Consider the following 23,988-nt stretch of genomic DNA (forward strand, 5'->3'; position numbering starts at 1 on the left):
CATAAATCCTTGAATCAAAAATAGAAAAGCCCTAGGCCTTTGTACATATAATATAAACCAGCTAAATCAGCCTACACATATTCGCTTTATTCAAACACATGGATGCTTCATCCAAACATATGAGTGCTTTATTTAAATTTGGCGCTTATGCAACTGACTATGGTGCCAATTCAAAAGTAGCTTGCTTATCTGTTGCATACGTATCTAACGCAACTGGTTGTTGATTGAGCATCAAGCTAACATTGTCGATATTATCAATTTGCACATTAAACGGTGGCATACCTGACAAGTCATAGTTACCTGCAGACTGAGAACCGTTTATTAAGCTGTTTCCAGAAGCATCCGTGATACTAACCACAGCGTCGCTTGTCAATACAAGGTTTAAGGTAGCAGTCGTTGCAGCAGTACCTAAATTCAATGCAGAGCCAGAAGCACCCACGCCACTTGCATCACTATTGATGGCGGCACCTTGGGCTTGCTCTATCGCTGACATGTCTTCAACAGCTGATACAGGCTCTTGCGTGTTTTCTTTGCTAGCGTTACTCACCATACGGAATAGGAACACCGCCAAGATAATCAATCCGATAACGCCTATGATCAATAGCGGGTTAAAGCGGATACGGTTATGAGTATCACGCTGCAAAGTCCCCATTGGACGCAGTGGCGTATCGATATTGCTGGCTGATTTGGCCTTTAGCTCATTAGGATAGGCGGCATCGAAGCTACTAGCGATTTTTGCTGAATCTAAGCCCAAATATTTGGCATAGTTAATCGCAAAACCACGAGCAAATGCAGCCTGTGGTAGCTCAGCGAAGTTTTCGCTTTCTAAGGCCTCCAAATGACGCTTTAGAATGAACAGCTCAGCCGCCGCTGCTTCTAAAGTTACTTGCTTGTTTTTACGGGCTTGCTGCAACACGGCACCAAATGATCCCTGAGCGTTAGATTGAGTGTTAGATGATGGGGTGATCATTTCCATGGTGCCTCTGGATTGTTAAGCCAAGTCTTAAGTTGTTTTGCTTCATCACTTAGCGGATAAGCGGATAAAAGCTGCTGTGCCAATTGCTGGCGCGTTGTTATATTATTTTGTGCTGCTGCAAGCTTGATACCTTGTAAGAGCAAGCGCGGGCTAATACCCTGCCCCTGCACCAATATCAGCGTCTCATCATACAGTCTCTGTGCCTGCGGTACACGCTGTTGGTCGAGCAGCAAATCTACCAGTTCAATATGAGCAATAATACTATTACGATTGCCATCGAGTGCCCGTAAAAATGCTTTTGAAGCGGCACTATTATCGCCTAACTGCAGATAAGTACGACCTAGGTTTTCTAGCGCGCCAATACGGCCTTCATAGCCTAGCGTCGCCCCTGCAATCTCAAACTGTTCTGCTGCTTCACGATAGCGCTTTGTCTGTGACAGATACACGCCATAATTATTGTGTGCTTGTACAAAGTCTTTATCTAGTGCGATTGCTTTTTTGAAGTACTCATCAGCTTTGGCTAGATTGATACGGCTGCCTTCTTGCTGCAACAAAACGCCCATCATATCATAGGCTGGCGCATAACGGCTATCGGCAGCAAAGGCTTTTTCGAGCTGCTGCTGCGCGGTATCAAGCTCATTTTTTCGGATGTATTGCGCGGCAAGTGAGGTACGTACACGGGCGATTTCCTGCTGATCTAAATTTCGATCATTGCTAGCGCGCGTAGATGTTTGGTAAGGAGAGTTACCTAGCAAATCATTAGTCGGGGTAGTCTGACAGCCACTTAATACAAGAACGCCAAATACTGCCAACAGGACTGCACGCTTTGGCAAAGCGGTTTGGGCAGCACTGATACTCGACTGCTTATAAAATTTAGAAAATGATTTTTGATATTTGAACTGACAAGAATTTTTAGAAGTCATCATGGCCGCCATCATAAAACTGGGATTCAATGCGTTCGATCTTCGAGGCCTCAGTTTAATAGATTTAACCCCTATAAGTACAATTTAGTTGTTATTAATTGCCACGTTCTGCAATCTTGACAGTCATTGCTACATTTTCTTACCATTGCGACAGACAAAAGACAGCTAAAACGCTATACCAGTCGAATATAACGTTTATCTTCTAGAGAACGTGCTAAACGCTTTCACGATCTTTAATGCTCTGCTGCCACGCGGCTGAGCGTCTGGTACGATCGGCAACTTGTCCAACCAACTGACCACAAGCGGCATCGATGTCATCACCACGTGTTTGACGAATCGTACAAACAAAACCCGCTTCGCTCAATATATTACTAAACGCATGGATGCGGTTGTTGCTTGATTTATCATACGGTGCATGTGGGAATGGGTTGAACGGAATAAGGTTAATCTTACTTGGTAACCCTTCTAATAAAGCAACTAACTGATGGGCATGCTCATTACTGTCATTGACGCCATCAAGCATCACATATTCAATCGTAACGTGCTTCTTATGACGTGGATTGACATCATAGACATAGTTTTTTGCCGCTGCAATCAGCTCTTCTAACGGATATTTCTTGTTAATTGGTACTAACTCATTACGCAGCTCATCATTTGGCGCATGCAGTGAAATGGCCAATGCCACATCGATGTCTTGTGCTAGCTGATACATTTTCGGGACGACACCAGAAGTTGATAACGTGACGCGGCGCTTTGATAATCCATAAGCATGATCGCTTAGCATCAGCTCCATTGAGCCTACTACAGGCTTGTAGTTCAATAGCGGCTCACCCATGCCCATCATCACCACGTTGGTGACGTTATTTTCCCATAGGCTATGGTCGACGTTTTCTAAACTTTCATTTTCATCTGTCATATATGACGCATTAGCGACCCATAACTGACCGATAATCTCAGCCGCACTCAAGTCACGCTCAAACCCTTGCTTACCTGTACTACAGAAGCTACAGTCTAGTGCACAGCCTACTTGCGAAGACACGCATAATGTCTTACGGCCATTTAACTTGCTATCATCTGCAGGGATAAGCACCGTCTCAACCAACGAGCCGCCAGTGACTTCAAATACCCACTTACGCGTACCATCATCACTATATTGACGATGAATCACTTTGGGCGGTACCACACAAGCATTAAGCGATAATTTGTCTCGCAATGACTTACTCAAATTGGTCATTTGCTCAAAATCTGTCACGCCATGCTGATAAATCCACTTAATCACCTGAGTAGATCGAAATGGCTTTTCACCAATACTCTTGAAGTAATCAGCCAGTTGCGCTTGCGTCATACCCAATAGATTGGTTTTGGCATGTGCCTCATCTACTAGCTTGATGCTATCAGTAATCTTAGCAGGTACGTGCTGAGTAGGTGCTTGAACAGTTGACATAATAGGTAACCTTTTTGCAGGAGCTTAGATAAGCGGTGCAATTATTTATATGGGCTTTGCCATACATACGTGAGTGCATGAGCAATCCGCTATGAGCGCAGTTCTTCGAATTAACAAAAACATGCTGATAAGGGATTGATAACGCTAAGTAAAATCAATAATGAGGCAAGTCATTAAGAATTTCAATGAATAATATAATTACAGAACTCTAAAGCAGATACAAGGCTGCAGATTGTACAAATAGTACATCTGATGAGGGTAATACCGTCGCAGTTTAGTAATTCTTGGACTATAGGATTATTATAATAGCTAAAACGGCCTATACCCATAAGATATAAGCCGTCTCGCAAACCAATTATAAACAATCAATGTTGTAAATAATTCGTCCATAGTCCATCAAGTATAAAACTCATACAGGTAAGATCAGTTTAAATCGTAGCTGTCTTATTATAGCAGTTACCTCAAACAAATCGAATGCCCTAAAAGCTTATAGCTGGTTTACTATATTAGCGTGTACGTGCACAAACTTCATCATCGCTGAAGAAGTAGCTGATTTCACGTGCTGCTGATTCAGCTGAATCTGAACCATGTACTGCGTTTTCGTCGATGCTGCTAGCGAAGTCAGCACGGATAGTGCCTTCAGCAGCTTCTTTTGGGTTAGTTGCACCCATGATTTCACGATGCTGAGCGATAGCGTTTTCGCCTTCTAGTACTGATACCAATACTGGACCTGACATCATGAAAGATTTTAGGTCGTTGTAAAATGGACGCTCAGCGTGCTCAGCGTAAAAACCGCCTGCTTTTTCATCATCAAGTTGTAGCATTTTAGCTGCAACGATTTTTAGACCAGCTTGTTCAAAACGGCTATAGATAGCGCCAATGTGGTTGCCAGCAACTGCGTCAGGTTTGATGATAGATAAAGTACGTTCGTTAGCCATGAGAAGCTCCTAATAAATGATAAATTCAATAAAATATGAAAAATTAATGCGTTGTTTTAGCTTTAGCCACAATGTTGACTTGGACTGTTTTACACAACTCATGGTATATCAGTGTATAACCATAAGCGCCAACATCGGATTGCTGCCTATTATAATGATTAAGGCCATAAATGATAGGGTTAATTTATGACCATACCTTGCATAAAAGTAAATTTATAACAGTATCTTACTTACATCCAAGTTAAGTACTCATCAACAACAGATGCATGAGCTATCGACTTACTTACCTTATCGCTACTCATATTTATCACTTATAGCTACCAGACTGATTTTATAGAGTATTTATATCATTATTAATGATTAGAAAACCCTCAACACACCTTGCTAAGAGTTTTGCTAATACATACTACCAATCAAAACATTTAATCATCTAAGCGACTGTCTCGACAACTACCTGCATTGCATTCACGCACACGTTCATTCAAAAAATTAACTCGATTAGCTGTCTTATTGGTGGCACAGCTCATATTGACAAAGAAACCATCACCATCGTTATAACTACATTGGTCGTTGCGCTCGCGCATCCACGCTAATTGTCCGCGTTTAAGCGTGGCTTTTTGCTGTTTGTTTAGGAGTTTACTCAATTTACTGTAAGAGTTGTTAAGCTCTTTATCTGCTTCTAAGTATACTTTCGTCAGGCAATATAGCCCATCAAAGTCATTGTTTGGTTTGTCACAGTTTTCTGCACCCCAAGCAAACATAGGCAACATGAAAGCTGCGGATGTAACTATTGCTATAGAGGTATTGCGAATCGTGGATTTAAGCGTATTCGTTGTCATAGCAAATTCCTTTTTGTATGTTGATAAAACCAAATCCGTCTATAATATCTTACACTTAATTAAGCCAAAATAATGTCAGTATATCCATTATTTATGATATTTTTAGATGATATTATAGCTAGTAGCCCTACTCTTACACTGTTGAAATTCAAGGTAATCAATCAATTTCTTGAAGTAGCACACACAAAAAACCCCAACGCTTAGCGTTGAGGTTTTTTATTAATACTAAAAACTATTTAATCAAGTTTGTAGTAAAAACTAAGCGTCGTACGGATCACGCAATACGATAGTCTCTTCGCGATCAGGACCAGTTGAGATAATATCAACTGGGCAACCGATCAATGCTTCGATACGTTTGATGTATTTTTTAGCGTTTTCTGGAAGCTCATCATAGTTCGTAATGCCAACGGTAGACTCGCTCCAGCCTTGCATTGTTTCGTACTTAGGTGTGACTGACTCGTAGAATTCAGCATCATGCGCGCCTGCACACTCAGTTTCAGGTAGGTTGTAACCTACACCGATTAGCAACTCTTCAAGACCATCTAGTACGTCAAGCTTGGTCAAGCAGATACCTGACATAGAGTTAAGTACTACTGCACGGCGTAATGCTTCTGCATCGAACCAACCACAGCGACGGGCACGGCCAGTCGTCGCACCAAATTCATGACCGACTTTGGCTAAGTGAGCACCAACATCATCGAACAATTCAGTTGGGAACGGACCACTACCAACGCGCGTAGTATACGCTTTGGTGATACCAAGTACATAGTCTAAATACAATGGACCGATACCTGTACCCGTTGATACACCGCCAGCCGTTACACTTGAGCTGGTTACAAACGGATAAGTACCGTGGTCGATATCAAGTAGCGTACCTTGAGCACCTTCAAACATTAGGTTTTTGCCAGCTAGACGTAATTGATTTAGGTCTTCAGTTACATCAGTAACCATACCTTTAATCTCTTCTTTCCACTCTTTACAAAGCTTAAGTGTCTCATCAAAATCAATCGCTTCAACTTTATAATACTCAGTCAGTTGGAAGTTGTGATATTCGATTAGGTTACGTAGTTTTTCTTCTAGATCTTCACGGAACAAATCAGCAAGTTTAATCGCACGGCGTGCTACTTTATCTTCGTATGCAGGACCAATGCCGCGACCTGTTGTACCGATTTTACCAGAACCACGCTTGGCTTCACGAGCTTGATCAAGTGCCACGTGATAAGGCATGATAAGTGGGCAATTAGGAGAGATACGTAGACGCTCACGTACTGGTACGTTGTTATCTTCTAGCTCTTTCATTTCCTTTAGTAGTGCATCAGGCGCTAACACCACGCCATTACCGATAAAGCAAGTGACGCCTTCACGCAAGATACCTGATGGAATCAAATGCAAGACAGTGGTTTTGCCATCGACAACCAACGTGTGACCAGCATTATGACCGCCTTGGAAGCGGGCTACTGCTGAGGCTTTTTCGGTAAGTAAATCAACGATTTTACCCTTACCTTCGTCGCCCCATTGGCTACCCAAAACTACAACATTCTTACCCATGATCAATCCTTACCTTTATGTATTGAGGTGTGTGCAATAAAAGCTGAAAATTAAAATGATTTTCTTAGCTATATCTTTTTATCTCAGTGATTTATGAAATAGAAACACTGAGATATCTAACGAATAATTTTGCGTTCTCATAATTTGTACTGAACACTTTTGGCTGCGTGAGCCATTCAATAGCCTACTATTAGACAATTAAACAGTTTGTAGCTGCCATTGGCTGTCATCAGCCATGCTCAAACGATGCGTAACATCATCTGGACTGTCCTGTGCATCTAACGGCATAGTGACGCGATAGCCTTGCTGACGTAGACTTTCTACTTGTTGCAGTAGCGTCTGCATCTCATCTGTATTTGCATTAGACAAAGCGGCAAAATCAACCAAGACAACGGTTGGCGCATCTAACTGTGTATGAGCCAGCAATCGGCTGACATCCATACTAAACCCCGTAGCCGCACGTAACGCTTGCGTCTGACTTTGCATACCATCAAAACGACCACCACGTACGAGTGGCTGCGTTTCACTATTGATATAACCATTGAAGACGATGCCAGTGTGATAGTGGTAACCTGATAGCTCAGTCACATCAATACTCACTGGGCACTGCCATTGGTCTTGTAGATAGTTTTTCAGACGCTGTAGCTCATCAATTGCCGTTGCGATTTGGCTGTCTTGTTGTGCTGCATCTGATAATTTGGCTAATAGGTTTGCAATATCATGACCAAAGCGTGCCAACACATAAAAATCATCCCCCATTGGCAAAGCACGGCAAACACGCTTGAGCTCTGGTAGATTTTTATTGGCATATAAGTACATCAATTGCTCAGTATCATTGTCTGATAACTCAGCCAACTCAGCCAAACGTTTGAATATCGCTACGTGACCCAAATCGATATGGAGCGCTGCACTCATATTGAGTTTATTCACCATCGTAAACAGCACATCTATCAGCTCAATATCTGCCGCTAGTGACGCACAGCCAAATATCTCAGCACCCAACTGTAGCGGCGTACGTGAACCAAACAGACCTGATGGCAAGGTATGAATCACATCGCCCACATAGCAATAACGCGCAATACCCGTACCGCCATGATGCGCATCTATACGCAAAATCTGCGGGGTAATGTCAGCGCGTACGCCCATTAAGCGACCAGTCAACTGATCGATAATCTTAAAGGTTTGGCGTTTTAGATCTTCTGATGCATCACTTAGCAAAGACTCAGTAAACTCGATCATCGGTGGACAAACCAGCTGATAACCATGAGTAATAAGCTGCTCGATTAACTGATGTCTAAGCACTTCTTGCTTATGCGCATCTTCAAACAGGACATCAACCACCCCATCAGGCAATAGCCAACTATTGGCAACATCACTGCCAAAGTTACTCAAATATGGCATGCGATTGGGTGCAGCATTATTTTCAGCAGGCTGAGACACTGTTTCGTTGGTAGAATTTGGCTGGGCAGGTTTTGCAGAATCAGAACTAACAGACACAATAAATCCTTGTTTGGCGTATCGCTTACCAAAAACGCGGTACTGATGCGGTACTTAAAGGGTGATTTGCCGGGTATTGACGCTGTGTGTGTTTATTTTTAACGCGCAACATCATTGACCCAATTATTTATAAACAAACCAGGTAACCGCAAAAGGGTGAATAATAAGTATAATTTAGAATGATAAGACGAGTATCTTTATGCGCTAAAAAATTGCGACAAATAATCAAGGCACTTTATGCTTTAGTTTAGCATAGCACTCAAGGTTCGCCTAGTGACAATTAGCCACAATCACTATCTAATTACAGTTCAATTGCCGCTTATTAGCTTAGCAGGTGTGACAGTCATCATTGATGTATTTGGCTTAATATTGGGCGAATAGCCGAGAGGTTTATTTTTTGTTAACCATAAGATAATGAGCGTGATTACGGCAGCGTCTTCGGCACAGACTCATGATACACTAACACATATTTTTATCTCGGAAGCCTTATGTCATCTGATTACCACCCAAACCCTGCCATCAACCAAACCAATGTCTTAGGCACCGCACTTGCCAGCTGTTGTTTCGATCCAATTACTGGCTATTATCGCAATGGTTTTTGTCATACTGGCAACCATGATGTCGGTCAACATACCGTCTGCGCCAAGATGACCAGCGAGTTTTTAAACTTCTCTGCCAGTCGCGGTAACGACCTAATTACCCCACTACCTGAATACAACTTTCCTGGTCTCAAACCTGGTGACTACTGGTGCATCTGCGCGCTACGTTGGGTTGAAGCATTGGACTTCGATATTGCACCGCAAATTAAACTAGAAGCGTGTCACGAGAGCCTATTGGCATTGGTAGATATCGATACGCTAAAAAGCTATGCCCTATAGATAATATTGGCACACGATAAAACCGTAGCAGCTTTCACAGCATATTTGGATTATTGAATTTTTTTATTATATGACAGGAAAGTATATGGAAAATGATAATAATCAATTGATTAAAAAAACGGCACATATTGCGCCTGATTCCAATATGAATCATATTTACGCCAATATGAATGACAAGCATCTCTATTTGGACGATGATGATAGTTATATCTATGGTGATGTGGACGCCACTACTGAAGATACTATCGAGACCATGACGGTCTACGATCCTGACTCTGAACGCTATGAAGATATTGATTCATCAAGCGCAGGTGAAGTGGTCAATTGCTACGCTTACTCACGTAAAACAGGTGAAAACCTTAATAGAGTGGCGCTCAATGATGTGAGTCGTACGCTAGGAAACAACGGTCAATTTATTTGGCTTGGGCTATATGATCCAAGCTTAGAAACGATGGTCAAAGTAAAAGAAGCCTTTGACCTGCATGAGCTAGCGATTGAAGATGCCTTTGCTGATCATCAACGTGCTAAGGTCGAAAACTACGATAATGATATGGTCTTTGTGGTGCTACGTACGGCCAAGCTAGAAGACAATGTCATTCGTTATGGTACGACTGCAATATTTATGGGTAAAAACTACCTGATTACGATTCGCAATGGCCCGTCAAACTCTTATGCGCCAGTACGTGAACACTGCCATCGTCGCCCTGAGAAGTTACGCATGGGCCCTATCTTTGTATTGCACGCTATCCTCGATTTTATCGTTGATAACTACATGCCCATCACTGACCGATTGGGTCGCTATTTGCGTGAGCAGGAGCACAAAGTCTTCACCTATGAGTTTGATAAAGGCACCCTAAAAAACCTTTACGAGCTAAAGTCACAACTGGTACATATGCGCGCCATTATCTTACCTGTGCAAGACATCTGTAGCTTTTTTATCAATCATAAAAAAAGTGAGATTGTCTCTGGATTTTCTCAAGCCGCTAAGCCGTACTTTCGCGATGTGAACGATCACCTGTTGCACTCACTAGATGCTATTAATGGCCTCAATGAAATGCTGAGCGTGGTGATGAATACCTATATGGCGATGGTCAATATGGGTCAGAATGAAGTCGTGCGTAAGCTCGCTGCATGGGCGGGTATTCTGGCAGTGCCGACAGCTATCGCTGGTATCTATGGCATGAACTTTGATTTTATGCCTGAGCTACATTGGAAATACTCTTACCTTGTCATCATGACCATTATTATCACCTTATGTAGCTATCTGTACTATAACTTCAAGAGATTGAAATGGTTGTAATACCAAACGCTAGGCATAAAAAAAGAGCAACCACTGGTCGCTCTTTTTTTATGTTGCTATCTTTTTGTAACGCTATCTAATTATTCACGGCGATGCTTAGTATGACTATCAGGTGCTTGAGCATTATCAGGCAATAGCGCCTTAACTGTTAGATTTGCATGCTGCTTATCAAGATTATCCTCTGGGCGACCAAATGTTTTGGCCGTCCAAGTCAGGATTACAATAGAGCCGCTCAGTAGCATGATGGCCACGGAAATTGTCGCAAGCAGCCATAAATGGAAATAGTCTGAAACCGCCTGCACATCAACCACCAAATGTCGTGACAATGCTGTTATGGCAATAAATATCAAAAACTGTACTGGCAGTCGGTGGGTTTTAAAGTAAATACCTATCATAGCCAGTAGCTCAAGGTAAATAAATAACATCAATATGTCTTTTAGATCTGCTGAGCCTTTTTGGACAATATAAATAAACTCTTTACCTGCGGTCCAAACAACAACCACACTGATTAGAAATAAAATAACGTAATGACAGACATCGACAAACTCTCTACCAATACCTTGTAGTCGCTCATGAACACCTACGTTTTTTTTAGCCATGTTTAGGTCCTATCAACTGAAATGTGGTTGATTTAGCCTGAGTTTATGTTACCTCAGGCCCCTTATGTATCGGCAATCAGTATTCGTATGACTATCTTTTTAGCCGTTATTCAAACCCGCTGATTTTTCAGCAGCATCGACCGTTTGGCGAATAAGCGTGTTGATAGTCATCGGTCCAACGCCGCCTGGTACTGGCGTATAAGCGCTGGCAATGTTTTCCATGCCTTGCATTTCGATATCACCAACACCGCCATCATCTGTCGGATGGAAACCTGCGTCAATGACAACCGCTCCTGATTTGATCCACTCCGCTTTAATAAGCTCAGGTACGCCTACGGCACCAACCACGATATCTGCACGCTTGATATGCGCTGCCAAATCTTGAGTTCTTGAATGGCAGATAGTCACTGTACAGTTGGCATTCAATAGCATCATCGCCATTGGCTTACCTAAGATAGCACTACGTCCTACGACTACGGCTTCTTTACCTGATAGCTCGATATTATAATGCTCTAACAAATGCATAATGCCCTGCGGTGTGCATGAGCCATAAGCTGACTGCTGCATCGCCATACGACCAAAACCAAGACAAGTCACGCCATCGACGTCTTTTGCTAAGTCAATCTGCTCAAAACAAGCACGCTCATCAATATGCTCAGGAACCGGATGCTGTAGCAAAATGCCGTGTACATCTGGATTGCTATTTAACTCATCTATTTTTGCCATGAGCTGCTCAGTGGTCGTGGCACTCGGCATCTCAACGCGTATAGAGTCCATGCCAACACGCTTACAGGCGTTGCCTTTCATACGAACATAAGTGGCAGAGGCTGGATCGTCACCAACCAATATCGTCGCTAAGCTTGGGGTGCGGCCAGTCTTTTCCTTAATCGTATCTACGCGCGTGCGCAGATCCTGTTCTATTTGTTTGGCAAGTGCTTTGCCGTCCAAAACGGTAGCGGATTCTTGGGCAGTAGACATAGTAACTCCAATAGAGGGTACGATATAAAAAAATAAAGACAGCGCGCGCAAATACTTTGCATGCCTGTCCTTTGGTTCGTCAATCTTTGACTAAGAGTAATATTGTACCTGTGTACGCTACAAAATCCTAGCGTAAGATAAAGCCTGCGCACTGATAAATTTTCATAATAAGTCAATTAAACAGTATTGCTTATTTATGGGTGAATACATCATTAACCAGTAAGGTATTGGTTTACGTGCTAAATTTGTTAAAATAGCGTAGAATAGTCAATCCAATTTTTTACATTGAGAAATGTAAACCCACCGACTCAAGGATATTATGATGAAAGATGAAAAATTACAGAAAGCACTCGCCCGTATGGGACTTGGTTCACGCCGTCAAATGGAAGAAGTTATTAAATCTGGCCGCGTAACGGTTAACAATGGTCCTGCGACCATCGGTGATCGCGTCTCGCAAGGTGATGAGATTCGCGTTGATGGCCGTCAAATCAAATACACTTCTGAAAACGAGAAGCGTCGCCGTGTTATCGCTTACTACAAGCCTGAAGGCGAAGTTTGCTCTGCTAAAGATCCAGAAGGTCGCCCAACTGTCTTTGAGCGTTTGCCAAAGCTGACTCATGACCGCTGGGTAATGGTTGGACGTTTGGACATCAACTCAACTGGCCTATTGTTATTTACTAATGATGGCGAAATGGCGCATCGCTTGATGCATCCATCTGGTGAAGTCACTCGTGAATATGCGGTACGTGTATTGGGTGAAGTAACGCCTGATATCGCCCGTGCATTGACCGCTGGCGTCATGCTAGAAGATGGCCTTGCAAAATTTGAAGACATCAAAGAAGGCGGCGGCGAAGGCGTCAACAAGTGGTATCACGTCCAGCTAAAAGAAGGCCGTAACCGCGAAGTACGTCGTTTGTTTGAATCACAAGGTCTAAAAGTTAGTCGTCTACTACGTACACGCTATGGCACGATTGTTCTACCAAAAGAGCTACGTACTGGTCGTTTCTTAGAGCTTGATAAAAAAGAAATCAATACGTTGACGGATTTGGTCAGCTTACGCCCACGTTATGGCACGGGTCTACATGGCGCAGCCAAAGAAAAACAAGAACGTATCAGAAACAAGCCGCTTAAAGCGCGTCGCACTGATACTCGTAGCGATAACCGCAACAGCAGCGCGAAACCTAAAAGTAGCGCTAGCCCTGCCAGCCGCGGTACACGTAACACCCGTAATCGCAATGATAAGCGCTAGTTAAATTGGGTTAACATTATTCTAAGTCTTGAATAGATTTAGAATAAACATAAAAAAGCGGTCAATGATAAATAGTCATTGACCGCTTTTTTATGTCTTTTTATAGGCGTCACAGTTTACAGAGGTCACAGTCGCTTAGTATAAAAATAGCGGCTCAGCTATCGTGACTATTAATATAGTGTTTCATGACTCGCAGCTCTTTTAGCTGCTCCTCGTCCATTTGTGCCAGTAATCTATCCAAACGCTGTTCGATATTATCTAAAACACTCTGCAATAACTCACTAGCCTCTAACCTCTTTTCGCTATTCTCATTAGTGACGTTTATATTTGTTAATTGATAGTGAGTAGCTAGCATCTCGGGTAACCGTGTTTGCAGCATTTTACTTAATACAAACTGTGCTTCTGTTATCGCTGGTGTCTTATATTGAGCGTGTAGGGCTGCTTGATAAGCGTGATAGCTGCTTACTTTCTCATCGATATCTTTTAACTGGCGTAGTTGTTGCTCTGACAAGTTTTTTAAGTGCTGTTTATTTAACTTTAGCTGCTGCAAGCTTAATGTGGCTAATGACAAGGGCGCATCATAATCCTGATAAGTGAGCACACCAGGTGAGATACCGACGGCTTTATGAAAAGCCTGCCAGCCTTTTCTACCTAGATAAAAGGTAGTGACGGTCGTTACAATACCGATGCCTATTAAGATACTCATATACGCTTGCTCTTTACCCTTTCACCGTTCAACTTTGTATTTACAGCTTAATGTCTTTAGCACTCACATTTTCACCAGTTGGGCTTTCAATCGCTTGAATATTTACATCACTACTAACACCACTACTAACACCACTACTAACACCACTACTAACATCACTACTAACATCACTACTAACATCACTACTGGCATTGCTATCGGGCTTTAGAATATCTGTATTGCTAGCAAGATTGTTAAAACGTTTTTGGAGATAGCGATTGGTTGCAAGTAGTTTTTGACCGTCTTGATGATATGACGCGTTGAGCAGGTCATCAAACTGTGTGTTAATTGTCTTAAGCACGTCTAACAAGGCTTCTTTACCAGTAACATTAGAATGTTTAATTTTGGTAGTGTCAGCAAGCGCACTATCCGTCACATCTAAATCATGCAAGCGGCGATAGTCAGCGACGGCTTGCGGCACATGCCTATCCATTAGGTTTTGAATCATAATATAAGTTTCGTTGACAGTATCTTTATCATCAATTTTGCCATCGTTATTGGTATCGCCATACATGACACGCAGCTTTTCACCCTTTGTATTAATTTGCTCCAGAGCAGTTTTAACGTCGTCAGGTAGGCTTTTTTCAGGTATATAACCCAGTTGCGGCATCGCCTTATATTCGAGCATTTTGGGTGCTGTGACTTTTTTAATGCCACGATAACCTAGATATAACCCAGCCGCTGGCAACAGCCCATACAAAACAAACATTACGAACATCGCAGTCATTTGGGTCATTATATTGTCCTTATTACTTATCAGAATGTCGTGGCTGATTTCTTATGATTGTTATTATTAAACAAAAAAATAAGGCTCTATTAAAGCCCTATATTGTTATGCACTGGGTCGATTGTGTTTTTTGATAATACTTAACCTTTGCCAGTGTTCAAAAAAACATCATCAAAGAACATTTAACTTTGCGTACGGCTCTTAACATAGCGATGGGTTGAGGCAAGGCGGTTCAAAACTGTCTGATGCAATTCATCCAATAATTCGTCCAGCTCGTAGTCAATCTCTAAGAACAAGTCTGTCAGCATATCACCGGCTGTCATCTTACCCTGCACCATATTATTTTTGGTGCGATGCGGACTAAAGCGTTGTAGCTGCTCATAATGATGTAATGCTTCAGGGATACTTTCGGATACTAGCTTGTCGATAACGAACTGACGCTCATTATGTTGCTGCTGTTGCTGTTCGTTCAGCTCACTACTCCACTCACGGTAACGCTTTAGCTTACCGTTGATACGATCTAATATCGCAACGGCTTCAATAGGCATGGCATTTAGGGTGGCCTCATCAACCACATCAACAAGCTCAGTCATAATCGGACAACGTCCATGTTTGAGATACCACAAGGTATCTGGGTCAAAAGGCGGTCTATTGGTTGGGCGCATTTGAGCACGATTACTCAGATATCGATCAGTCAAAGGCGTGGATGATTGGCTATCACTCACTTGTGCCAACGCATCACATATACGGTTTACACGTTCAGGCGGAGTTAGTGGAGAACGCTCTTGTACTGCGTGATTGCTATCATTATCGGCAGCAGCATCCTGTTCATGATTGACGCTCATCTCCTGAGCATTCTTTGCTGCCAATGTTGGTAGGTCATCTTGAGCTTGCCCAAATGACTGTAGCATTCTTGTCAAACTGACTACCATGACTTGTTCTGCCCCTCGTCTATTACACTCACATTGTGCGCATATTGCATACATTCATTCAATAGCGTATCTTAGCAGGTTTTTGCTGGCCTGCCAGTAAGCAAAATGTCACCATTCCTACACTCCAACCGTTAAGCGCCGTATTATGAATGCTCCCGATTATATTTCTGGCTTCCTACTTGGGCTATCTCTCATCATTGCTATTGGCTCCCAAAACGCCTTTGTACTCAAACAAGGGCTCAAACGCGAGCACATATTTTTTGTTTGTTTATTTTGTGCGGTGAGCGATGCGTTTTTAATATCAGCAGGTGTTGGTGGTTTTGGTGCAGTTACGGCCCGCTATCCTCACGTTATAGATATCGCAAAAATAGCAGGCGTTATATTTTTATTAGGATATGGCTTACAGAGTTTGTATGCCAGCGTACGTGTGTCACATGCTTTGACTGTCGAAGGACAAGTCGTGACTAGCTTAAAAAAAGCCTTGTTACTATGCTTTGGTTTTACTTGGCTAAACCCGCACGTCTATCTAGACACATTGGTACTCGTCGGCATGGTCTCTACGGGTGCAAGCAGTAAATTGACGTTTGCCGCAGGTGCAATTAGCGCTTCGTTCTTTTTCTTCTTTGCGCTTGGGTATGGTGCACGATTACTCAGGCCTCTATTTGAGAAGCCTAAGGCATGGAACATACTGGATGCTTTGGTAGGGTTACTGATGCTCTATCTAGCTTGGCATTTGTATCAAAGCTGATAGAAGTATAACTAGGAAATGATAGATAAGCTGAGTGTTGAATAAACTGAATATTAAGTAAACGACGTATTGGATAAACTAAATTACGTCGATATCCGATATCCGCTAACCACTGTATAAATATATATGGTTAGCAATATTGTATTGATCATTTACATCAAGCTAGGAAAGAGCGTACGCAGTCCATTAACGATAATTTCGATAGAAACGGCTGCCAATAGCATACCCATGATTCGACTCATGATGTTCAAGCCAGTATCGCCTAGTAAGCGACTGATACGACCTGCCGCCATCAATGCCAAATAGCAAAACAGACTGATGAATAAGCCAGCAATCAAGATAGCGGATACCTGCAAAATACCTGATACTTGTGAAGAGTAAATGATAACCGTGGAGATACCACCAGGCCCAATCATCATTGGAATCGCGAGGGGAACCACGGCAGCTGCCATCGAGACTGGCGCGTCTTTCACATGATCAACATCGAAGTTCTCTTGATCAGGTTTAACAGGGTTACCCTCTCCATTCATCATATTTAGCGCAATTAAAAATACCAATATACCGCCTGCCAACTGGAACGAGCCGATAGAAATACCAAGGGTTTTTAGTAGCGTTTCACCTGCAATCGTGAAAAAGCTGATGGTGATAAAAATGGTCAAACAAGCAACGCGCGCGACCTTACGTCGATTGTTCATCGAATAGCCGCGAGTCAAATCTAAAAATAACGTCAATGCGCTAAATGGATTGATCAATACCATAAAGGCTAGGATTATCTTGATAATTTCAGTATTCACTGAGCGCTCGCTTGTCTATTGATACCGCTTGTGCAAAAAGATAAGGTCATCGTGCGAGTGCAACGATGACCCAATAGGCAACTAAAAATAGCATTGTAGCATAGGCAGATAAGCTAAGAAAATCATTAACTTTGCGCCGTTACGCCTACATGTCACCTTAGTAAAGCTTCAGTGTAAAAACAAGCATTTAACCGATTATCAGTACAAGCTGTCAGTATAAATTGCCATTCTATTAACTCGGTGATAGTCCTTTCGCTAAAATCTAGCGTATATAATGATATTAGCCTTTATTACGCCTGCACTTATGCACTAAAATCTAGCCCAATATCCAAGGCTGTCGTACTGTGCGTCAAATAGCCCATCGCGATAAAATCAACCCCTGTACTTGCCGCCGCTTGTACCGTTTCAGGCGTAATACCACCTGAGGCTTCAGTCTTTGCTCGACCCTGACACATAGTAACCGCTTGCGATAATGTTTCAGGCGACATGTTGTCTAATAGCACTAAACTCACACCTGCATCGAGCGCTTGCTCTAATTGCTCTAGTGTATCGACTTCGACCTCAATAGGAATCAGATGCCCAGCAAATTTCTGGGCTTGCTGAATGGCCGTTTTGATGTCACCAGCAATGGCGATATGATTGTCTTTAATTAAAATCGCATCATCCAATCCCAAGCGATGGTTGCGTCCGCCGCCGCAGCGTACGGCGTATTTTTGTACAATACGTAAGCCTGGAATGGTCTTGCGTGTACAAGTAATCTGCGCAGGATATTGGGCCACACTATCGACAATCTGACGGGTCGCTGTCGCAATACCGCTGAGATGGGTCATAAAGTTCAGTGCCGTGCGTTCTGCTGTCAACAAGTGACGCGCGTTACCTTTTACGGTCGCTAACACTGCGCCAGCCTCTACTGTTTCGCCATCCTGTACTTGTGCAATAAACTCAATTTGTGCATCGACTAAGGCAAAAGACAAACGTGCCAAATCGATACCACATATCACGCCTGCTTGCCGCGCCTTGATCTGTAGCTGCGCTTGCATATCGGCTGGGATAGTAGCTTGCGACGTTACATCACCACGCCTACCCAAATCTTCAGTTAGTGCATTCTCAACCAATGGTTTAAGCAATACGTCATCCAATGCTGGCGCTTTTTCAATTGTCATCTTTGACCCTTATCTAGGCATGATATTGATAGAAACTGCTCGTCATTTAAACTCAAAATGAGCATAAATATAGCGTAAAGTTAGCGACCCTGCAAGGAAAGGTGACAGATTTTTCGTTTTGCTAGCTATGTTAAGTACGAGATATTATTGGATGCTCATCGTTATTTGCGCTTAGGAAGTTTGCTGTCCATCAATAAACTCTGTAATTCAATATCATGGCGGAAGCGATATAACTTGGCAGGACGACCGCGCTGAGCAGTACTACTCTCTCCTGTCTCCATTACTAGATTTTGCGAATCAAGCAATCGACGAAAGTTTTGCTTGTGCAAGCGCACTCCTGATAATGCCTCAACACTCTGCTGCAACTGCGATAAGGTAAAGACGTCTGGCATCAGACCAAAAATAAGCGGTCTATATTCAATCTTCGCGCGCAGTCTTGAGATAGCAGTAGCAATCACGCGACGGTGATCATAATACATGGGGACGCCTATGCGTTGTGACCAGTCCTCTGGCAAAGCAACAGCCTGATAGTTGGGCGGATAATTAGGGGCTTCGGGTATCAGACCTGCTTCATAAAGCATCTCATAGCGTAGTAATACATGCTCTGCAATCCATTCTCTACTTTCATTATCGTGTTCGTTGAATGATTGACTGTCAGTGAGTTTGCCACTTGCCAAAAACGCTTCGTCCAGCCCCCAACACAGGCCAACTCGCTGACGCCTGCGCTGTTGGACAATCGAGTCGTTGGCAGTATTGGCCCATTCAAGTAGCGCAGGCACGATAAAGTCCATAATAATACTGGGCATACCGTCCAAATGATTTTCCCATGGGAAATAATCATACCAATCTCGCCAGAGTGCTTTGCTTTGGAGTGCCTGCGTTTGCGTCTCTTGCACCAAACCTAAATAACTCACATACACCAACGCATGGCCATCAATATTACGCCTGTTAGTATCGACAAAGGTATATAACTGCTCCAAATATCCAAGCGGTTGCTGCGTTTGCTCCTCTACCCATTGACGCACACCTGCTTGTAACGAGCGATGTAGCGGCATAAGTGGCCCATTTGGCAACAGCTTGCCTTGGTCAACGGTTAGAACGCGCGCGATATGCTCTGTGATAGCGACCAATACGGCGACTACTTCTGTCGTGCCGCTACCTTGCTGGTGCGCATGTGAATAAGACAACGTCATGGCTTTGGGAATTATCCTTTTTCTCTGAAATGTAAAAGGCTATTGGGGTTAATAGCTATGGTATTGCTTAGTATAGCTCGAATCTAAAACTATCATAGTCTGTGGTTGTAAGTATGAAAAATCAATATAGATAAATAGTTATAAGGGGCATGAATTAGCACTGTTTTTAAGCTCAGTACGGCTTAATTACACATCACTTTGAGCACTAAAACCTAATCTTTTGACTTATTAAGTATAAAAAACCACTTGTAATTATGCTCAAAATGAGCATAATTAAGACAACTTATAAATTTATTATGTCCAATTACCTATTTTTTAGCTCATACATTTATCGTTATTGCACCAACAAAGGCTGCCATTATGAAAAAATATCCTTACGACGCACCTATCATGAGTACAGACAATCGCATCGCCACTCAGATGAACATTGAATATGCCAAGGCTAAAATGCCAGCAAACTTGCCTCGCGCTGAACGCATCGTGGTTGAAGAAAATATCAAGCAGCTGCTGAAAGAGAATAATGCCGTACTGGTAGCACATTACTATGTCGACCCTTTTATCCAAGACTTGGCATTGGCAACCGGTGGCTGCGTCGGTGACTCACTTGAAATGGCACGCTTTGGACAAGCTCATAGCGCCCAAACATTGGTCGTCGCTGGTGTGCGCTTTATGGGTGAATCGGCAAAAATATTGAGCATGGAAAAGACCGTCCTCATGCCAGATTTAGAAGCCGAATGCTCGCTCGATTTAGGCTGTCCTGCTGACGAGTTTTCAGCATTTTGTGATGCCCATCCTGAGCGTACTGTTGTCGTCTACGCCAATACCAGCGCCGCAGTAAAAGCGAGAGCTGATTGGGTAGTGACCTCATCTGTCGGTATCGACATCGTTCGTCATTTACATGCCCAAGGTGAGCCGATTATTTGGGGACCTGACCGTCATTTGGGTAAATATATCGCTCGTGAGACTGGCGCAGACATGTTGCTCTGGCAAGGGTCTTGTTTGGTACATAACGAATTTAAAGCCACTGAACTCCTGCAATTAAAACAGGAGCACCCAGAGGCCAAAGTCTTGGTACATCCTGAGTCACCTGATAGCGTGGTGGCACTCGCTGATGTGGTCGGCTCGACTAGCAAACTTTTGCAATCAACGTATGAGGTGGATGCTGATACCTTTATCGTCGCTACTGATTTGGGTATATTGCACGAGATGCAAAAACGCTCACCAAACAAGCGATTCTTGGCCGCACCAACTGCTGGTGAGAGTGCAAGCTGTAAGAGCTGTGCGTTTTGTCCTTGGATGGCCATGAACGGTCTAAAAGGGATTGAACAGTGCTTAACCAATCAAAGCGGTGAAGTGCTAATGACACCTGAGCTAGCAGTAGCAGCTAAGAAACCTTTACAACGGATGCTCGATTTTGCTGAAGTACAAAAGCAACGCGTGGCCGCTAGTGGCGACATTGTAAAAGACCGTACACTGTTTGCTAACGTTGGGGCAGCCTAGCATGAGTCAGTCGCATTCAGTTGATCGTTCCAGCACCACTCGCTATATAAATAACAGGAGCAGCAGTGATATGAGTCATATTATAAAAACTGATGTTTTTATTATTGGAGCTGGTCTGGCAGGTTTGAGCACCGCGCTATCTCTGCCGAAATCGCTGAATATCACTGTTTTAAGCAAAGCGGCACTTGAAGTGTGCTCAAGTCATTACGCTCAAGGTGGTATCGCAGCTAGCTTAGACAAAGCAGACTCTGTGACTGAGCATGTCGCTGATACTTTAATCGCTGGCGCAGGATTGTGTGCGATGGACAATACTGCCCGTATCTTGGGTGCAGGACAGCAAGCGGTGCAGTGGCTATGCGAGCAAGGTGTGCCATTTACTCAATCTACTTTAACTAAAAAAATTGATAATACACCTGATTTTGCAGTCTTAAAAACCAGTGACTTACACTTGACCAAAGAAGGCGGTCATGGCTGTAGACGTGTGGCTCATGCGGATGATGCAACGGGTCGGCACGTGATGGACGCATTAAACATCAAAGCACAGACTGCCGCCAATATCACTATCTTGCCTTATCATGAAGCATTAGAGTTACTGACCTCACCTATGATTAGCAGCTCTTCTTTTAGCATAAACGATAGCGAGATTAGACATTGCCGAGGGGCGCTGGTCTTTGATCATATCAATGAGCGTCAACTCATCATTCATAGTTCAGCTGTCGTACTCGCTAGTGGTGGCTTGGGTCAACTATTTAAGCGTGCCAGCGCACCTAACGTCTGTGTTGGTGATGGCATCATGATGGCATGGCAAGCAGGCTGTCGCTTGGCAAATTTAGAATTTATTCAATTTCACCCAACGGGTCTGGCATTAGATGACAGCAGCTTTTTGATATCTGAAGCATTACGCGGTGAAGGTGGACGACTGTATTGTCCGCAGACTGGCGCGCGCTTTATGTTAGATATTGATGAGCGCGCTGAATTGGCGCCACGCGATATCGTCGCTCGAGCAATAGCCAATCAGATTAGTAGTAACGGACTTGGCTATGTTCACCTTGATGTCAGTCACTTGCCAGCTGCATTCATACAAGCGCATTTCCCGCAGATTTATCAGACGCTGCTAGCACTCGGCATAGATATGACCACAGACCCTATTCCGGTCGCTCCGACTGCCCATTATAGTTGTGGCGGCGTGGTGACTGATGCCAATGGATTGACCGATATTGCAGGGCTGTATGCAGCAGGTGAAGTTGCTTATACAGGGCTGCATGGAGCCAACCGCTTAGCAAGCAATTCATTGTTGGAGTGTGTGGTGGTTGGTCGCAACATCGCCGCCAACTTACCTCATTACTTAATAAAATTGGAACGCTTAAAGAACTTAGAAGCTTTAGAGAAAACGGCTGAAGTTTTAGAAAAAATGGCACAGCCACATACGACTGCCTATTATGGACTACATCAGTTAGCTGCCGGTATTTGGCAATATCCGACATTAGAAAACACTCAATTTGTCATCTTGCCATCTTCCAAGCAGTCATCACTCCCAGCTTATAAGGCTGATAAAGCATTTCATTCTGACGTAGATATTGCAGAGATAACTATAGCGTTGAAAGCTCTTTTGACAGCCAATATGGGCATCACACGTAGCGATGAAAAATTAGAGCAAGCATTGCGACAAATTGAGCAGTGGCAAGAGTCAATCGAACATACTGAGATCATGCTATCTGATACGAGCAGTAGAACTCCTACTACTAACAGTGAGCTTGCCATTTTTCAATTGGTGAGGCAATTAGCGTTAGCAACGATGATTGTTCAATCGGCTTATCAGCGCTTTGAGAGTCGCGGTGGGCATTATCGTGAGGATTATCCTAACTTAGCTGAAACGCCTTTAACCAGTATCATTTTGCCACGGAGAAACGCTACGCTTGGTTCCATGAATCGCATTACAGAAAACGAGCGGCTACCAATACTTGTTACTGACCATATTTAAACCTACGACAGATAACAGATAATAGCCAAACCCATCAAGAGGATATCTAACACTATAGTTAAAGAAGCATTTAAGCTATCATTATGGATAGGCTTAAAATATTACTTCTTCTTTGAGTGTCCACGGTATGGCTTCTGATATTGTGTTTGTGATTGCCCTGATGATAATTGTCAGCTTGGCTTGGAGTATGCTTGCCGTACCTCGTCTGCGCAAACGCTTGCCAAAAATCTACTTGATAGCCCGCTCGTGGTGGTTGATGCTCGCCGCGCTCTGCACTTGCTATGTGATTGCAAAAATAACGAACGATACGCAAGGTTCTCATTCGCAAGTATATCCCTATCAATGGCTGCTCATTTTATTCTTTATATTAATTGGTATACGCGGCAGCTACGAGATTAAACGCCTATGGTGTTTACGCAGTAAAGCCGTACTCATTAATAAACTCCAAGCGCAAGGCTTACAGCCAAATACTTCCCTACTAGCGAAAACCTCTCTCAATCTGACTCAACACTATACGCGGCTCAATTCCTTAGATCTGCTACTGAGTGTTGCATTCATCTCACTCATCATTAGCCTTATTGTCTTGCAGCAATTGACCTGGCAACGCGAACAATATGGCGTTTTACTCTTCGTATTATTTGCCAGTCAGTTCAACGATATTGCTCAATATCTATGTGGAAGACTGCTTGGACGTAAGCTGTTTAAACGAGGTCTAGCGCCGACTATTAGCCCGAATAAAAGCATTGAAGGTGCTATCTTTGGCAGTTTAGTTGCGGCAATGTTGGCAGCAGTATTAGGTTTTTGGCTCACCCCTTTTGATTGGTGGGTCTGTCTATTAGCTACCTATGGCTTGGCTGTAAGCGGTATATTTGGAGACTTGTTGGAATCAGCATTTAAGCGTCAACATGGGGTGAAAGACACCGGAACGATGCTCGCTGGTCATGGTGGGGTATTAGATCGGATAGACAGTTTGCTGATTGGAGTGCCAGTATTTACCCTACTGTACTGGTTATTTGGTTAAATACAATCAAAGCAC

Annotated in this window: 22 protein-coding genes; 7 read left to right on the plus strand and 15 right to left on the minus strand. The window is 43.2% G+C overall.

Annotated features, from left to right (window positions below):
* Positions 1-157 precede the first annotated feature (157 nt).
* The 7 genes from CXF61_RS05335 to CXF61_RS05365 all read right to left on the minus strand — a co-directional run bounded on the left by CXF61_RS05335 (position 158) and on the right by CXF61_RS05365 (position 8,165).
* The gene (locus CXF61_RS05335) at positions 158-970 is read right to left on the minus strand and encodes a helix-turn-helix domain-containing protein (protein ID WP_165597483.1); all 813 of its coding nucleotides are present in this window, start codon (positions 968-970) and stop codon (positions 158-160) included.
* Positions 967-1,902: a type IV pilus biogenesis/stability protein PilW gene (gene pilW, locus CXF61_RS05340; RefSeq protein ID WP_227526612.1), complete on the minus strand. Its 936-nt coding sequence runs from the start codon at positions 1,900-1,902 to the stop codon at positions 967-969. The genes CXF61_RS05335 and pilW overlap by 4 nt, the downstream gene beginning before the upstream one ends.
* Positions 1,903-2,113: 211 nt before the next feature.
* On the minus strand, positions 2,114-3,343 hold the full coding sequence (gene rlmN, locus CXF61_RS05345; protein WP_057759033.1) for a dual-specificity RNA methyltransferase RlmN: 1,230 nt from the start codon (positions 3,341-3,343) through the stop codon (positions 2,114-2,116).
* Positions 3,344-3,849: 506 nt separating this feature from the next.
* The gene (ndk, locus tag CXF61_RS05350; RefSeq protein WP_057759031.1) at positions 3,850-4,281 is read right to left on the minus strand and encodes a nucleoside-diphosphate kinase; all 432 of its coding nucleotides are present in this window, start codon (positions 4,279-4,281) and stop codon (positions 3,850-3,852) included.
* Positions 4,282-4,703: 422 nt separating this feature from the next.
* Entirely contained in the window at positions 4,704-5,120 is a 417-nt protein-coding gene (locus CXF61_RS05355; RefSeq protein WP_101206216.1) for a lysozyme inhibitor LprI family protein, read from the minus strand.
* Positions 5,121-5,378: 258 nt separating this feature from the next.
* The gene (locus tag CXF61_RS05360; protein ID WP_057759029.1) at positions 5,379-6,668 is read right to left on the minus strand and encodes an adenylosuccinate synthase; all 1,290 of its coding nucleotides are present in this window, start codon (positions 6,666-6,668) and stop codon (positions 5,379-5,381) included.
* 198 nt (positions 6,669-6,866) lie between these two features.
* Complete coding sequence (locus CXF61_RS05365; protein WP_165597442.1) at positions 6,867-8,165, minus strand: ATP phosphoribosyltransferase regulatory subunit; 1,299 nt, start codon at positions 8,163-8,165, stop codon at positions 6,867-6,869.
* 488 nt (positions 8,166-8,653) lie between these two features.
* On the opposite strand from CXF61_RS05365, the gene CXF61_RS05370 reads away from it, so the two are divergent.
* Both CXF61_RS05370 and corA read left to right on the plus strand, forming a co-directional pair.
* On the plus strand, positions 8,654-9,043 hold the full coding sequence (locus tag CXF61_RS05370) for a DUF2237 family protein (RefSeq protein ID WP_057759025.1): 390 nt from the start codon (positions 8,654-8,656) through the stop codon (positions 9,041-9,043).
* 145 nt (positions 9,044-9,188) lie between these two features.
* The gene (gene corA, locus CXF61_RS05375) at positions 9,189-10,343 is read left to right on the plus strand and encodes a magnesium/cobalt transporter CorA (protein ID WP_413775328.1); all 1,155 of its coding nucleotides are present in this window, start codon (positions 9,189-9,191) and stop codon (positions 10,341-10,343) included.
* 80 nt (positions 10,344-10,423) lie between these two features.
* Here corA and CXF61_RS05380 read toward each other — a convergent pair whose 3' ends face one another.
* Together CXF61_RS05380 and folD are read right to left on the minus strand one after the other, a co-directional pair.
* Positions 10,424-10,942: a phosphate-starvation-inducible protein PsiE gene (locus CXF61_RS05380; RefSeq protein WP_165597444.1), complete on the minus strand. Its 519-nt coding sequence runs from the start codon at positions 10,940-10,942 to the stop codon at positions 10,424-10,426.
* A 99-nt stretch (positions 10,943-11,041) separates the two neighbouring features.
* On the minus strand, positions 11,042-11,920 hold the full coding sequence (gene folD, locus CXF61_RS05385) for a bifunctional methylenetetrahydrofolate dehydrogenase/methenyltetrahydrofolate cyclohydrolase FolD (RefSeq protein WP_165597445.1): 879 nt from the start codon (positions 11,918-11,920) through the stop codon (positions 11,042-11,044).
* Between the two features lie 322 nt (positions 11,921-12,242).
* On the opposite strand from folD, the gene rluB reads away from it, so the two are divergent.
* Positions 12,243-13,169 (plus strand): 23S rRNA pseudouridine(2605) synthase RluB, encoded by a 927-nt coding sequence (gene rluB / locus CXF61_RS05390; protein WP_102092948.1) that lies wholly within the window; start codon positions 12,243-12,245, stop codon positions 13,167-13,169.
* A 154-nt stretch (positions 13,170-13,323) separates the two neighbouring features.
* Here the strand turns inward: rluB and CXF61_RS05395 are convergent, their stop codons facing one another.
* The 3 genes from CXF61_RS05395 to CXF61_RS05405 form a co-directional block, all read right to left on the minus strand.
* On the minus strand, positions 13,324-13,875 hold the full coding sequence (locus CXF61_RS05395) for a hypothetical protein (protein WP_102092949.1): 552 nt from the start codon (positions 13,873-13,875) through the stop codon (positions 13,324-13,326).
* 40 nt (positions 13,876-13,915) lie between these two features.
* On the minus strand, positions 13,916-14,650 hold the full coding sequence (locus tag CXF61_RS05400; RefSeq protein WP_165597446.1) for a hypothetical protein: 735 nt from the start codon (positions 14,648-14,650) through the stop codon (positions 13,916-13,918).
* Positions 14,651-14,823: 173 nt separating this feature from the next.
* A complete protein-coding gene (locus CXF61_RS05405) occupies positions 14,824-15,552 on the minus strand; it encodes a hypothetical protein (RefSeq protein ID WP_165597484.1) in 729 nt (242 codons plus the stop codon).
* Between the two features lie 166 nt (positions 15,553-15,718).
* Here CXF61_RS05405 and CXF61_RS05410 point away from each other — a divergent pair, with 166 nt between their 5' ends.
* Positions 15,719-16,321: a LysE/ArgO family amino acid transporter gene (locus tag CXF61_RS05410; protein WP_101206238.1), complete on the plus strand. Its 603-nt coding sequence runs from the start codon at positions 15,719-15,721 to the stop codon at positions 16,319-16,321.
* A 152-nt stretch (positions 16,322-16,473) separates the two neighbouring features.
* Here CXF61_RS05410 and CXF61_RS05415 read toward each other — a convergent pair whose 3' ends face one another.
* The 3 genes from CXF61_RS05415 to CXF61_RS05425 form a co-directional block, all read right to left on the minus strand.
* Positions 16,474-17,115: a MarC family protein gene (locus CXF61_RS05415; RefSeq protein ID WP_082624565.1), complete on the minus strand. Its 642-nt coding sequence runs from the start codon at positions 17,113-17,115 to the stop codon at positions 16,474-16,476.
* Positions 17,116-17,417: 302 nt separating this feature from the next.
* Positions 17,418-18,278 (minus strand): carboxylating nicotinate-nucleotide diphosphorylase, encoded by an 861-nt coding sequence (gene nadC, locus CXF61_RS05420; protein ID WP_165597447.1) that lies wholly within the window; start codon positions 18,276-18,278, stop codon positions 17,418-17,420.
* Between the two features lie 161 nt (positions 18,279-18,439).
* On the minus strand, positions 18,440-19,471 hold the full coding sequence (locus tag CXF61_RS05425; protein ID WP_165597448.1) for an NUDIX hydrolase: 1,032 nt from the start codon (positions 19,469-19,471) through the stop codon (positions 18,440-18,442).
* Positions 19,472-19,831: 360 nt separating this feature from the next.
* Here CXF61_RS05425 and nadA point away from each other — a divergent pair, with 360 nt between their 5' ends.
* The 3 genes from nadA to CXF61_RS05440 all read left to right on the plus strand — a co-directional run bounded on the left by nadA (position 19,832) and on the right by CXF61_RS05440 (position 23,973).
* Positions 19,832-20,971 carry a quinolinate synthase NadA gene (gene nadA, locus CXF61_RS05430; protein WP_165597449.1) on the plus strand — a complete coding sequence of 380 codons (1,140 nt, stop codon included), beginning with the start codon at positions 19,832-19,834 and terminating at the stop codon, positions 20,969-20,971.
* A 70-nt stretch (positions 20,972-21,041) separates the two neighbouring features.
* Entirely contained in the window at positions 21,042-22,952 is a 1,911-nt protein-coding gene (gene nadB / locus CXF61_RS05435; RefSeq protein WP_165597450.1) for an L-aspartate oxidase, read from the plus strand.
* 127 nt (positions 22,953-23,079) lie between these two features.
* Positions 23,080-23,973, plus strand: a complete 894-nt coding sequence (locus tag CXF61_RS05440; protein WP_165597451.1) for a phosphatidate cytidylyltransferase — start codon at positions 23,080-23,082, stop codon at positions 23,971-23,973.
* Positions 23,974-23,988: the final 15 nt, after the last annotated feature.

The sequence above is a fragment of the Psychrobacter sp. 4Dc genome, from assembly GCF_002836715.1.
Lineage (GTDB): Bacteria > Pseudomonadota > Gammaproteobacteria > Pseudomonadales > Moraxellaceae > Psychrobacter.

What these genes read in the sequence shown, in the direction of transcription:
- CXF61_RS05335 (WP_165597483.1), bottom strand. Translation starts at nt 970, where the DNA reads ATGATCACCCCATCATCTAACACTCAATCTAACGCTCAGGGATCATTT.
- pilW (WP_227526612.1), bottom strand. Translation starts at nt 1,902, where the DNA reads ATGATGACTTCTAAAAATTCTTGTCAGTTCAAATATCAAAAATCATTT.
- rlmN (WP_057759033.1), bottom strand. Translation starts at nt 3,343, where the DNA reads ATGTCAACTGTTCAAGCACCTACTCAGCACGTACCTGCTAAGATTACT.
- ndk (WP_057759031.1), bottom strand. Translation starts at nt 4,281, where the DNA reads ATGGCTAACGAACGTACTTTATCTATCATCAAACCTGACGCAGTTGCT.
- CXF61_RS05355 (WP_101206216.1), bottom strand. Translation starts at nt 5,120, where the DNA reads ATGACAACGAATACGCTTAAATCCACGATTCGCAATACCTCTATAGCA.
- CXF61_RS05360 (WP_057759029.1), bottom strand. Translation starts at nt 6,668, where the DNA reads ATGGGTAAGAATGTTGTAGTTTTGGGTAGCCAATGGGGCGACGAAGGT.
- CXF61_RS05370 (WP_057759025.1), top strand. Translation starts at nt 8,654, where the DNA reads ATGTCATCTGATTACCACCCAAACCCTGCCATCAACCAAACCAATGTC.
- corA (WP_413775328.1), top strand. Translation starts at nt 9,189, where the DNA reads ATGAATCATATTTACGCCAATATGAATGACAAGCATCTCTATTTGGAC.
- CXF61_RS05380 (WP_165597444.1), bottom strand. Translation starts at nt 10,942, where the DNA reads ATGGCTAAAAAAAACGTAGGTGTTCATGAGCGACTACAAGGTATTGGT.
- folD (WP_165597445.1), bottom strand. Translation starts at nt 11,920, where the DNA reads ATGTCTACTGCCCAAGAATCCGCTACCGTTTTGGACGGCAAAGCACTT.
- rluB (WP_102092948.1), top strand. Translation starts at nt 12,243, where the DNA reads ATGAAAGATGAAAAATTACAGAAAGCACTCGCCCGTATGGGACTTGGT.
- CXF61_RS05395 (WP_102092949.1), bottom strand. Translation starts at nt 13,875, where the DNA reads ATGAGTATCTTAATAGGCATCGGTATTGTAACGACCGTCACTACCTTT.
- CXF61_RS05400 (WP_165597446.1), bottom strand. Translation starts at nt 14,650, where the DNA reads ATGACCCAAATGACTGCGATGTTCGTAATGTTTGTTTTGTATGGGCTG.
- CXF61_RS05405 (WP_165597484.1), bottom strand. Translation starts at nt 15,552, where the DNA reads ATGCTACAGTCATTTGGGCAAGCTCAAGATGACCTACCAACATTGGCA.
- CXF61_RS05410 (WP_101206238.1), top strand. Translation starts at nt 15,719, where the DNA reads ATGAATGCTCCCGATTATATTTCTGGCTTCCTACTTGGGCTATCTCTC.
- nadC (WP_165597447.1), bottom strand. Translation starts at nt 18,278, where the DNA reads ATGACAATTGAAAAAGCGCCAGCATTGGATGACGTATTGCTTAAACCA.
- CXF61_RS05425 (WP_165597448.1), bottom strand. Translation starts at nt 19,471, where the DNA reads ATGACGTTGTCTTATTCACATGCGCACCAGCAAGGTAGCGGCACGACA.
- nadA (WP_165597449.1), top strand. Translation starts at nt 19,832, where the DNA reads ATGAAAAAATATCCTTACGACGCACCTATCATGAGTACAGACAATCGC.
- nadB (WP_165597450.1), top strand. Translation starts at nt 21,042, where the DNA reads ATGAGTCATATTATAAAAACTGATGTTTTTATTATTGGAGCTGGTCTG.
- CXF61_RS05440 (WP_165597451.1), top strand. Translation starts at nt 23,080, where the DNA reads ATGGCTTCTGATATTGTGTTTGTGATTGCCCTGATGATAATTGTCAGC.